Raw genomic sequence first — 11,536 nt, 5'->3', positions numbered from 1 at the left:
GGCTATTGGGCGGCTTTCTGCATGGCAAGAAGCTCGTGAAGGAACACTTCGAACTCACCACACAGGTCGGGACGGGACAGGCCGAAAGCAACGGTGGCCTGAAGGAAGCCGATCTTGGAACCACAATCGTAACGCTGGCCCCGGAAACGCAGGCCATGGACCCCGGAGGCAGAGCCGGTTTCTTCGGCAATGGCGTCGGTCAGCTGGATCTCGCCGCCGGTACCCTGCTTCATCCGGTTGAGGTTGGTCAGAACCTTGGGGGTCAGGATGTAGCGGCCGATGACCGCGAGGTTGGAGGGAGCCTCCTCGGGGCGGGGTTTTTCCACCATACCGCGAACCCGGACGATCGAGCCGGTATCGCTACCGACGTCGAGCACCCCGTAGGAGGAGGTGCGGGACGGCGCGACCTCCATCGCGGCGACCATGCAGCCGCCGGTCTGGGCATGGGCCTCGACCATCTGCTGCAGACAGGGGGGATCCGCCGCGATCACGTCATCGGGCAGAAGCACGGCAAAGGGTTCATTGCCGATCAGGCGGCGGGCGCACCAGACGGCGTGGCCGAGGCCCATCGCCCGGTTCTGCCGGACATAGGCGATGGCGCCCGAGTCCATGTTGGTATCCTTGAGCATCTCCAGAAGGTCGGTCTTGCCCTTCTTGCGCAGTTCGGATTCCAGTTCGGGCGCGTGGTCGAAATAGTCTTCAAGCGCGGATTTGCCGCGCGCGGTCACGAAGATGAATTCCCTGATGCCGGCGGCGCGCGCCTCGTCGATGGCGTATTGGATCAGCGGCCGGTCCACGAGAGTCATGATCTCTTTCGGGATCGATTTCGTCGCGGGCAGGAATCGGGTTCCAAGACCGGCCACGGGAAACACGGCCTTCGTGATCTTCTTCGCTTTCATCCCACATCTCACTTGTCACAGGCAACCAACGGATCGCCTCGCCCTGTCGTGGTCGCGGATTCTGTCCATATCTGGACCGCGCCGGGGCAATTATTAGTATTTTGCGCGACCGGAATCGCGATGCACGCCCGACTTTGGCATGCCCATGCAGAAAGAGCAATTTCTGCCTAGTCCCGGCCCAGCATCGCCTCGATCACCGCAACGTCGGAGGGATTGTTCAGTTCCCAGAACTCACGGCCCCGGGATTCGACCTCGACACAAAGGACGTGGCGGCCGTTTTCCAGGAAGCGGAGCTGCTCCAGCCCTTCCAGGGTTTCGAGAGGGCCGATGGGCCAGGCGGGATAGGCGGCCAGGGCAGCCGGGCGGTAGGCGTAGACGCCGACATGGTGGAAGACGGGGGTGGGCTCGTCCGGGGCGTAGTCGCGCCCGGTATAGGGGATGACCTCTTTGGAGAAGTAGAGCGCCCGGCCTTGCGCCCCGAATACGGCGGTGGTGCCGCCGACCCGGCCCTGACGGCGGTCGGCAAGGAAGCCCGCGACGGCGCGGCCGGTGCAGCGCAGTACGGGGGTGGCGATGTCGGCCTGCGGGTCGGAGGTCAGTCCGGCGACCAGATCCTCGACGAACCAGGCCGGGGTGAGGGGGGCGTCGCCCTGCAGGTTCACGATCACGTCGAAGCCGGGCAGTTTCGCGGCCACCTCGGCGCAACGCTCGGTGCCGTTGCGGGCGTCGGAGGAGGTCATCACGACCTCGGCCCCGAAGGCACCCGCGTGGTCGGCGATGCGGGCGTCATCGGTGGCGACCACGACGCGGTCGACGCCGCGGACGGCCATCGCTGCCTCCCAGCTGCGGCGGATCAGGGTCTTTTCGCCGTCGGGGCCCCTGAGCGGGACCAGCGGCTTGCCGGGGTAGCGGGTCGAGGCATAGCGGGCGGGGATGGCGATCAGCGTGGTCATTTCAGCACCACGCCCGGCGCATAGGCAATGAAGAACGGGTTGTCCCAGCCGGGCTTGCCATAGGTCAGCGGCTGGTGGGTGTCGAAGCGGACGACCTGGCCACCGGCCCCGCGCAGCACGGCGTCGCCGGCGGCGGTGTCCCATTCCATCGTGCGGCCGAGGCGGGGGTAGAGATCGGCTTCGCCGGTCGCGACGAGGCAGAACTTGAGGCTGGAGCCGGCGGAGGTCATGTCCTTCACGGCGTAGCGCGAGATGTAGTCGTCGGTCGCCTGGTCGCGGTGGGACTTGGAGGCCACGACCATGAGGGCGGCATTGTCGGGGGTGGAGACCTTCAGCGGCGTCAGCGGGCCGGGTTCCGGGCCGAAGGGTCCAGCCTCCTCGGCCGCCCGGCCGTCGGGGGTGGTGTAGAACAGGCGGCCCCTGGCCGGGGCATAGACCACGCCGCGCAGGGGGATGCCGTCCTGCACATAGGCGATGTTCACGGTGAAGTCGCCGCGGCGCTGGACGAATTCCTTGGTGCCGTCCAGCGGATCGACGATGAAGAAGGTGGAAGCGGTCAGCGCGTGGCTGGCGGCCTGTTCCTCGGTGATCAGGGTCACGTCGGGGAAGGCTTCGCGCAGGCCGGCGGAGATCACCGCATCGGCGGCCTCGTCGGCCTCGGTCACCGGCGAGGCGTCGCCCTTGGTGCGGACCTCGAAATCGGGGCCTTGGTAGACCTGCATGATCGCTTCGCCCGCCCGAAGCGCCAGACGGCGCAGAAGCGGCACCAGGTGGTCGAAATCCATCATCCCCTCCTTGCGGCGTTGATCTGCCGCGGCGCGCCCCTTATCCTTCGCCGGTAACGGAACGGCAAGGTTTCGCTGGCAAGGTTCGCGCATCAGGACGAAGGACGCTGGATGTTCCGCCACAGGCCGATTGCCGGATCGCCGCTGAGCAAGGGTTTCGAGACCCTCGAGCTTATCTTCCATGCCGCCGTCCGCAACCTGCGCAAGACGAACGGCAATGCGGTCCTGGGCCTGGTCATGTCGATCGTGCAGGCGATGATCATGGTCGTGATCATGTATTTCATGATGGAGATCCTGGGCCTGCGCCGGGTCGCGGTGCGTGGCGACTTCATGCTTTACGTGATGTCGGGCGTCTTCATGTTCATGACGCATATCAAGGCGATCGGCGCCGTCAGCGGGGCCGAGGGGCCGACCTCGCCGATGATGATGCACGGGCCGATGAACCCGATCATCTCGATCTGCGGCGCGGCGCTTGCGTCGCTGTACCAGCAGGTTCTGGCGGCCGCGGTGATCCTGTTCTTCTATCACGCGGTCTTCACGCCGATCTCGATCGACGAGCCGGTGGGAATGCTGGGCATGTTCCTGCTCTCCTGGCTTTCGGGGGTCGGGATCGGGATGGTGTTGATGTCGATCCGGCCCTGGCAGCCCGAGCTGGCCTCGATCGTCACCACGATCCTGATGCGGGTCAACATGATCGCCTCGGGCAAGATGCTTCTGGTCAACAACACCCCGCCCAGGATCCGCGCGATGTTCGACTGGAACCCCCTGTTCCATACCATCGACCAGTCGCGCGGCTTCATCTTCCTGAACTACGGGCCGCGCTACACCTCGATCGACTATCCGGTGATGGTGGCGCTGGCCTGCGTGATGATCGGCCTGATGCTGGAGTTCTTTACCCGCCAGCTTGTCTCGGCCAGCTGGAACAAGCGGCGATGAGGGCGCTTCTGTTCTTCCTGCTCCTGGCCCTGCCCTGCCGGGCCGAGGAGATGCCCGCGCTCTATTCAGTGACGGGGGTGGCGGCCTGGGACGTGCTGAACATCCGCGAACGACCCGAGGCCGGTGCACCGATCCTGGGCACGCTCGCCCCCGATGCGACGGGGGTGGAGCTGCTGGCGGTCGAGGGCGACTGGGCGCTGGTCAATGCCGGAGAGCGGGCGGGCTATGCTTCGCTCCGCTATCTGGAGCGTGAGGCCGGGCCGGACTGGAACGCGCTGAAGCAGCCGCTGACCTGCCTCGGGACCGAGCCGTTCTGGTCGCTGCGGATCGACCCGGCCCAGGGCACGGCCCGGCTGTCGACGCCCGAGGCAGAGGGGGAACCCCTGCCGATCCGCCAGGCCTGGCCCGGCCAGCCCCGGGCAAGGGCGGCGGCTCTCTCGCTGCCGGTGGGAATGGTGGTCCTGTCGCCCGCCGCCTGCAGCGACGGCATGTCCGACCGAAGCTACGGCATCGCGGCCGACCTATTCCTGGACAGCCCCGCGCCGGACCGGCTGGGCGGCTGCTGCACGATCCAGCCGCCATAGCGCCGCCGGGCCGGTCCTACCGACCCGCAGAAGATTCACGCCAGAGAGAGCACGGCAGCCGTTGCACGGCAAAACCGGCCTGCCTATATACGCCAAGTCCGGTCAGGGGAGCCACCCGAAGCCGACACCCCCGACCCCGTGTGCCGAAGTCTCCGGGCTCTGGGTCGGAAGATCGCCTAACGAAAGGGATGAAAACATGGCCAAAGTCATCGGTATCGACCTCGGGACCACCAACTCCTGCGTTGCCATCATGGACGGCTCGCAACCCCGGGTGATCGAGAATTCGGAAGGCGCGCGCACGACGCCTTCGATCGTCGGTTTCACGGAAAGCGAACGCCTGGTCGGCCAGCCCGCCAAGCGCCAGGCCGTGACCAACCCCACCAACACCGTCTTCGCGGTGAAGCGCCTGATCGGCCGCCGCCTGGGTGATGCCGAGGTGGAAAAGGACAAGAAGCTTGTCCCCTATGCCATCGTCGACGGCGGCAACGGCGACGCCTGGGTCCAGGTCCGCGGCGAGAAATACTCGCCGAGCCAGGTCTCGGCCTTCATCCTGCAGAAGATGAAGGAAACGGCGGAAAGCTATCTGGGCGAGCCGGTGACGCAGGCCGTCATCACGGTTCCGGCCTATTTCAACGACGCCCAGCGCCAGGCGACCAAGGACGCGGGCAAGATCGCGGGCCTCGAGGTGCTGCGCATCATCAACGAACCGACCGCGGCCGCGCTGGCCTATGGGCTGGACAAGAAGGAAACGAAGACCATCGCGGTCTATGACCTTGGCGGCGGCACCTTCGACATCACCATCCTGGAGATCGACGACGGGCTGTTCGAGGTGAAGTCGACCAACGGCGACACCTTCCTCGGCGGCGAGGACTTCGACATGCGCGTCGTCCAGTACCTGGCGGACGAGTTCAAGAAAGAGCATGGCGTCGACCTTACCCTGGACAAGATGGCGCTGCAGCGGCTGAAGGAGGCCTCGGAAAAGGCCAAGATCGAGCTGTCGTCGTCGCAGCAGACCGAGATCAACCAGCCCTTCATCAGCATGGACAAGAACACCGGGCAGCCGCTGCACCTGGTGGTCAAGCTGACCCGCTCCAAGCTGGAAAGCCTGGTCGAGGACCTGATCAAACGCTCGATCAAGCCCTGCATGGCGGCGCTGAAGGATGCCGGCGTCTCGAAGGACGACATCGACGAGGTGGTGCTGGTCGGCGGCATGACCCGGATGCCCCGCGTGATCGAAGAGGTCACCAAGTTCTTCGGCAAGGAGCCGCACAAGGGCGTGAACCCGGATGAAGTCGTGGCCATGGGCGCCGCGATCCAGGCCGGCGTGCTGCAGGGCGACGTCAAGGACGTGGTGCTGCTGGATGTGACCCCGCTGTCCTTGGGGATCGAGACGCTGGGTGGCGTCTTCACCCGCCTGATCGACCGCAACACGACGATCCCGACCAAGAAGAGCCAGGTCTTCTCGACCGCCGAGGACAACCAGAACGCGGTGACGATCCGCGTGTTCCAGGGCGAGCGCGAGATGGCGGCGGACAACAAGATGCTGGGCCAGTTCAACCTGGAGCAGATCCCGCCCGCCCCGCGCGGCGTGCCGCAGATCGAGGTGACCTTCGACATCGACGCCAACGGCATCGTGTCGGTGAAAGCCAAGGACAAGGGCACCAACAAGGAACAGGCGATCACGATCCAGGCCTCGGGCGGCTTGTCCGACGACGAGATCGAAAAGATGGTCCGCGACGCCGAGGCGAATGCCGAGGCCGACAAGGAACGGCGCGAACTGGTCGAGACCCGGAACCAGGGCGAGAGCCTGCTGCACTCGACCCGCAAGTCGCTGTCGGAACACAGCGACAAGGTCGATCCCTCGACCGTCGAGGCGATCGAGCTGGCGATGGGCCCGCTGGAGGACGCGCTGAAGGGCGAGGATGCCGGCAAGATCAAGGGTGCGATCCAGAACCTGACCGAAGCCGCGATGAAGCTGGGCGAGGCGATCTACAAGGCCAGCCAGGCCGAGGGTGGCAGCGCCGAGGACGAGCCGCGGCCGGTGGATGACGACGACATCGTCGATGCCGACTTCGAGGATCTGGGCAACAACAAGCGGAAGTAAGCCGCGGGAATCGGGGAAAGGGGCGGTCTGGCAACGGGCCGCCCCTCCTTGGTTCCAGATGGGGGTTTTGCCGTGGCAAAGCGCGACTATTACGAGGTTCTGGGGGCGAAGAAGGGCGCTTCGGCGGATGAGCTGAAGAAAGCCTATCGGGCGAAGGCGAAAGAGCTGCACCCCGACCGCAACGCCGACAATCCGCAGGCCGAGGCCCAGTTCAAGGAAGTGAACGAGGCCTACGAGGTCCTGAAGGACGACCAGAAGAAGGCGGCCTACGACCGCTTCGGCCATGCGGCCTTCGAGGGTGGCATGGGCGGCGGCCCGCGGCCCGGCGGCGGCTATGGCCAGCAGGGCGATTTCGCCAGCGCGTTTTCCGACGTGTTCGAGGATCTGTTCGGCGATTTCATGGGCGGCCGGGGTGGCGGCGGCGGTGGGCGCAGCCGGGCGCAACGCGGCTCGGACCTGCGCTACAACCTGCGGGTGACGCTGGAAGAAGCCTATTCCGGCGTCCAGAAGACAATCAACGTGCCGACCTCGGTCACCTGCGACACCTGCCATGGCTCGGGCGCCGAGGGCGGGGCCGAGCCGGTCACCTGCCCGACCTGCTCGGGCATGGGCAAGGTCCGGGCGCAGCAGGGCTTCTTCACGGTCGAGAGGACCTGCCCGAACTGCAACGGCATGGGCCAGATCATCAAGAATCCCTGCCGCAGCTGTGGCGGGCAGGGACGGGTGCAGAAGGACCGCAGCCTCTCGGTCAACATCCCGCAGGGGGTGGAGACCGGAACCCGGATCCGCCTGGCCGGCGAGGGCGAGGCGGGCCTGCGCGGCGGGCCGCAGGGCGATCTCTACATCTTCATCGAGGTGAAGGAACACGCGATCTTCCAGCGCGACGGGGTGCATCTGTTCTGCCGGGTGCCGGTCAGCATGCCGACCGCCGCCCTGGGCGGTGAGGTCGAGGTGCCGACGATCGACGGCGGCCGGGCGCGGGTGAAGGTCCCGGCCGGGGCACAGACCGGCAAGCAGATGCGGCTGCGGATGAAGGGGATGCCCGCGCTGCGCAGCGGCAACACCGGCGACATGGTGATCGAGTTGGCGGTGGAGACCCCGGTCAACCTGACCAGCCGCCAGCGCGAGTTGCTGCGCGAGTTCGAGAAGCTGAGCGAGGAGAACAACCCGGAAGGGTCGTCGTTCTTTTCCAAGGTGAAAAGCTTCTGGGACGGGATGAAGGGGTAGCAACCTCCTCGAGCACTTCGTGCACTCGTCGGAGGGTCGGTCAGCGAGGAGTGCACGAAGTGCTCGACGAGCGGGCGCGTTAACGCTTCCTCAATCATGACGCGGCAATCCTGCCGCCCATGGCCCAGTCCTTCAACGAACCTTTCCTGCCCCTGACCGTGCCTGCCGAGCCCGATGAGGCCGAGCCGCAGGCGCTCACCGGGCGGCTGCCCTCCTACATTGCCGACCACCGCCAGCGCCTGCGCGACCGTTTCATGCAAGGCGGCGGCGCGGCGCTACCGGATTACGAATTGCTGGAACTGGTCCTGTTCCGCGCCATCCCCCGGCAGGATGTGAAGCCGCTCGCGCGGCTCCTTCTCGACACCTTCGGGGATTTCAACCGGGTGATCACCGCCTCTCCGGCTCGGCTGCAAATGGTCAAGGGCGCCGGTCCTGCCGTGGTGCTGGAACTGAAGCTCATAGAGGCGGCGGCGCAGCGGATGATGCGGGCGCGGGTGATCCAGAAGCCGCTGCTCTCCAGCTGGGACGCGCTTCTGGACTATTGCCATACCACCATGGCGCATCGTGAAACCGAACAGTTCCGCGTGTTGTTCCTCGACCGGAAGAACGTGCTGATCGCGGATGAGGAGCAGGCGCGGGGCACGGTGGACCATGTCCCGGTCTACCCGCGCGAAATCGTGAAGCGCGCATTGGAGTTGAATGCCAGCGCGCTGATCCTGGTCCACAACCACCCCTCGGGCGACCCCACGCCCTCGGATGCCGATCTGTCGATGACGGCGCAGGTCCAGGACGCCTGCCAGGCGCTGGGGCTGGTGCTGCACGACCACCTGATCATCGGCAAAAGCCGCGAGCTGAGCTTTCGGGGGAGTGGCTACCTGTGACGGGCCCGGCGCTGCTGCAACCGCTTCTGCCGCCGGATCTCGTCAATCCGGGCGCGCTCGGCATCGGCGATGGCCTGCAATTCGGGCGAGAAGGTCAGCGTCTCCGGGCCATCCCCGGGGCGGGTGAAGGACCAGGAGGGGAAGCGGTTATAGGTCGCGTCCTGCACCAGGTCGGTGACCTCCAGCCCGGTGCCCAGCTGCGCGGCGGCCTCATGCACGGCCCAGACGACCAGCGGCCAGTACTTCGCGTCATAGTCGTCGCCCGCCATGATCCCGCCGGGCTTCAGCTTGGGATACCAGTCGGCCAGGGTCCGCCCGCCCTCGAGCCCGCCATGGGCGAAGCCGTCCACATAGATGAAGTCGAAGCTGGCGTCCGGGAATAGGTCCACGGCCTGGGCGAAGGCCAGCCGCAGGAGACGGTAGTCCGACGCAAGGCCGGTCGCCAGAAGCGCGGCCTTGTATTCGCGCGCGGAATGGCCGTCGCTGTAGGCATCGACGCCGTAGAAGCGGGCGAAGCGGCCGGACTGCATCATCCGGGCCGAGAAGGAACCGGCGGCGACGCCAAGCTCGATGCCGATGTTGCCGCTGGCGGGCAAGGGGTCGATGACGTTCCAGCGCGCGGTGCCGGGACGACAGGTGACCGCGACCCGGGGTGCGCGGGCGGCGGCTTCCGCAATGACCTCAGGGAGATGGCGCATCGGAGTCCGGGAAATGCGGCACCAGCCAGAGCTCCACCCGCCGGTTCAACTGGCGGCCGATCGCGGTTTCGTCGCAGGCCATGGGCAGCGCCTCGCCGAAGCCGTCGATCCTGGGCAGGGCCTCGGGCGGAAGGTCCGGGGCCAGCGCGGCGAGTTCCTGCGCCACGCGTCCGGCCCGTTCCAGGGACAGCGCCAGATTGGCGGAGGCCGCGCCCGAGCCGTCGGAAAACCCCGCCAGCACCATGCGCTCGTTGCGGAAGCGGCCCGAGGCGATGAGCTGGGCGAGGTCGGCGAGGTTCTCGCGCGAGGTGGTGTCGAGGGTGGAGGAGCCATCCTCGAAGCGGAAGGTGAGCGACAGGCGGTCGGCGCCGTCCATCAGGTCCACCAGCCGCTTGAGGTCGGCAAGGGTGATGTCCTCGCCCGCGCCCTGGATCGCATTGATCAGGCGCAGCCCGTCGGCGGTCATCGGCTGGCGCGAGGGCGAACGGTCGATGTAGCCCCTGGCGGCGATCACCTCTTGCGCGGCGGGGCTGCGGAGGAATTCGAGGAATTCACGCGTCATCAGCGGCAGGCGGCGCTTGGGCGCGAGGATCAGGACGGGGAGGGCGAGCGGGTAATCCTCGGCCTTGACGGCAAGGGGGGTCGGCAGGAGCGGAAAGCCGCAGCTGTCGGTCAGCGGGATGCGGCGGGCGGGGCCGATGTTGGCGCGCCCGATGATCGCCAGCGCCCAGGGGTCGAGGGCCACGGCGGCGGCGAGGGCCTGCTGGTCGGGGTGCAGCACCGCAGCGGCAATCGGAGCGCCGATCCGGGCGGTCAGGGCGCGCTGCATGTCGGTGTCGTCCTCCAGCGCGTGCAGCACGATGGACATGTCCGGGCCGCCGATCCGGGCCCAGTTCGTCACCTCGCCCGACAGGACGCGCGCGAGGCTGGTCGTCGAGATCTCGGGCGTCGGGTTGTCGGGGGCGACGATGGCGGCGAGCGCGTCAAGGGCGAGGGCATGGCCGACCAGCGCCGCGTCGGGCAGGAAGGAGAGCTTGAGGTCGGCCGCACCCTCGGCAAGCGCGGCGGAGGCCGCGTCGGGGGACATGGGCAGGAAGCTGACGACGGCGAGTTCCTTGCGGCTGTCGGGGTCAAGGAGTGCTGCGGCATAAGCGCCGTCCGAGCGGTCCTCGTAGATCAGGCGGCGCTTCGCGGCGAAGCTGCGGAACAGCGGCTCCAGCAGGTTGGCGCCCACGTCACCGGCCCCGGTGATGCGGATCACGGCGCGCGGGGCGACGAGATCGGGGCAGGCGGGGCCTTCGCAGATCACGCCCTGGCCATCGACGGTAAGCAGGCCATAGGAGGTCTGGATCCGGTAGAATTCGCCGTCATAGCCCTGCAGGGCACCGGAGAGGACGATCCCGCCCTCGCGCGCGATCAGGGTCACGTCCTGTGCCAGCGCCGGAAATGACGTAACGGTGGCGACCAGAAACGCCGCCACCCGCGCGGTGAAACCCATGAACCCTGCCCTTAATCCGGCGCGGCGAGTTTCAGGTCGGGCGCAAGATTCTTCAACACCAGAATGTCGCCGGAGGTACCACAAAGCGGAACTGCGACCGGATAGTCGCGCGTTTCTGCCCGGCCTGCGGCAGCCGTGATGATCTCGGCCGGGAGGGTCTGGCCGCAGGTATCCTCGGTGATCCGATGCTCGACCGTCAGGTCGATGGCGGTGTCGGCGGCCGGGAAGGTATAGACTTGGGCCAGGAGGGGATCGCTGACTTCGGCCGAACCAAGGGTGAGGACCTTGAGATCGGCCCCCGGCGCCTGGCTGGAGGTGCCGACAAAAAGGCGGCCGCCCTCGCTGACCCGCAGGTCGAACTGGGCCGGGGCCGCCCATTGGAAGGCAAAGCGGCGCAAGGCGCGAACCTCGGGCAGCGCGACCTCGCCCAAGACGATGGCGGAGCCTTCCAGGTAGACGGCGACGAGGCCGGCTTCCTGCAGGGCGGGGAAGGTGAGCTGCAATGTCCCCTGCGCCCCGGTGCGGGCGGTGAAGGAGAGGCCGGCGTGGCGGATCACCACCCGTTCGCCAAGGTTGCAGGGGGCGTTCAGCGAAAGCCCGATCAGCGCGCCGGGCAGGGCGGTGAGGTCGAGCGTGACCGGACATTCGGACCGGGCGGGCAACTCGGCCGCGACGGGGGTTATGCCGGTCGGCTGCGGCAGGCCGACACCCTGGCCGGTGCGCAGAGAGGCGGATTTCGGCACGGCTTCCGACGGAAGGTCGGTGCGGGGGCTGACCGCTGCCAGGTTGGCCATGACGGCCCCGGCCGGCCGGACCGACTGTGCCAGATGCCCCGCCGCCAGGGCAACACCCAGCGCCGCTGCACCACGCAGAAGGGACCAGCGAAAAGACACGGAGACCATCCCGAACTCGAATCACGAGAGTCCGAAGTAGTGGCCAATCCCGGCAACTCGGTGGCAATTCTGCGGAAA

11 protein-coding genes are annotated in these 11,536 nt (G+C 67.2%); 5 read left to right on the top strand and 6 right to left on the bottom strand.

Going from position 1 to position 11,536, the window contains the following annotated elements; genetic code table 11:
- Positions 1–2: 2 nt before the first annotated feature.
- The 3 genes from galU to cysQ all read right to left on the bottom strand — a co-directional run bounded on the left by galU (position 3) and on the right by cysQ (position 2,637).
- The gene (galU, locus tag I7S92_RS10235; RefSeq protein ID WP_197643606.1) at positions 3–899 is read right to left on the bottom strand and encodes a UTP--glucose-1-phosphate uridylyltransferase GalU; all 897 of its coding nucleotides are present in this window, start codon (positions 897–899) and stop codon (positions 3–5) included.
- 167 nt (positions 900–1,066) lie between these two features.
- Positions 1,067–1,852, bottom strand: coding sequence for a 3-deoxy-manno-octulosonate cytidylyltransferase (locus I7S92_RS10230; protein WP_242070146.1), 786 nt, complete (start codon positions 1,850–1,852; stop codon positions 1,067–1,069).
- Positions 1,849–2,637: a 3'(2'),5'-bisphosphate nucleotidase CysQ gene (gene cysQ / locus I7S92_RS23180; protein WP_242070145.1), complete on the bottom strand. Its 789-nt coding sequence runs from the start codon at positions 2,635–2,637 to the stop codon at positions 1,849–1,851. The genes I7S92_RS10230 and cysQ overlap by 4 nt, the downstream gene beginning before the upstream one ends.
- Before the next feature lie 111 nt (positions 2,638–2,748).
- On the opposite strand from cysQ, the gene I7S92_RS10225 reads away from it, so the two are divergent.
- The 5 genes from I7S92_RS10225 to radC all read left to right on the top strand — a co-directional run bounded on the left by I7S92_RS10225 (position 2,749) and on the right by radC (position 8,369).
- Complete coding sequence (locus I7S92_RS10225; RefSeq protein ID WP_197643602.1) at positions 2,749–3,573, top strand: ABC transporter permease; 825 nt, start codon at positions 2,749–2,751, stop codon at positions 3,571–3,573.
- Positions 3,570–4,157, top strand: coding sequence for a COG3650 family protein (locus I7S92_RS10220; protein ID WP_197643600.1), 588 nt, complete (start codon positions 3,570–3,572; stop codon positions 4,155–4,157). Before I7S92_RS10225 ends, I7S92_RS10220 begins: the two co-directional genes overlap by 4 nt.
- A 196-nt stretch (positions 4,158–4,353) precedes the next feature.
- Positions 4,354–6,261, top strand: a complete 1,908-nt coding sequence (gene dnaK / locus I7S92_RS10215) for a molecular chaperone DnaK (RefSeq protein WP_197643598.1) — start codon at positions 4,354–4,356, stop codon at positions 6,259–6,261.
- A 72-nt stretch (positions 6,262–6,333) separates the two neighbouring features.
- Positions 6,334–7,488 carry a molecular chaperone DnaJ gene (gene dnaJ, locus I7S92_RS10210; protein WP_197643596.1) on the top strand — a complete coding sequence of 385 codons (1,155 nt, stop codon included), beginning with the start codon at positions 6,334–6,336 and terminating at the stop codon, positions 7,486–7,488.
- 119 nt (positions 7,489–7,607) lie between these two features.
- Positions 7,608–8,369, top strand: a complete 762-nt coding sequence (gene radC, locus I7S92_RS10205) for a RadC family protein (protein ID WP_197643595.1) — start codon at positions 7,608–7,610, stop codon at positions 8,367–8,369.
- On the opposite strand, the gene I7S92_RS10200 is transcribed toward radC, so the two are convergent.
- The 3 genes from I7S92_RS10200 to I7S92_RS10190 are packed head-to-tail and all read right to left on the bottom strand — an operon-like array spanning position 8,360 to position 11,458.
- The gene (locus I7S92_RS10200; protein ID WP_197643593.1) at positions 8,360–9,067 is read right to left on the bottom strand and encodes a class I SAM-dependent methyltransferase; all 708 of its coding nucleotides are present in this window, start codon (positions 9,065–9,067) and stop codon (positions 8,360–8,362) included. The two genes, radC and I7S92_RS10200, sit on opposite strands and share 10 nt — an antisense overlap.
- Complete coding sequence (locus I7S92_RS10195; RefSeq protein ID WP_197643591.1) at positions 9,051–10,565, bottom strand: phosphate ABC transporter substrate-binding/OmpA family protein; 1,515 nt, start codon at positions 10,563–10,565, stop codon at positions 9,051–9,053. Before I7S92_RS10195 ends, I7S92_RS10200 begins: the two co-directional genes overlap by 17 nt.
- Before the next feature lie 11 nt (positions 10,566–10,576).
- Positions 10,577–11,458 (bottom strand): hypothetical protein, encoded by an 882-nt coding sequence (locus I7S92_RS10190; RefSeq protein ID WP_197643589.1) that lies wholly within the window; start codon positions 11,456–11,458, stop codon positions 10,577–10,579.
- Positions 11,459–11,536: the final 78 nt, after the last annotated feature.

This window comes from Tabrizicola soli (assembly GCF_015999335.1).
Classification (GTDB): Bacteria; Pseudomonadota; Alphaproteobacteria; order Rhodobacterales; family Rhodobacteraceae; genus Tabrizicola; species Tabrizicola soli.
This window is presented reverse-complemented; position numbering and strand designations above follow the sequence as displayed.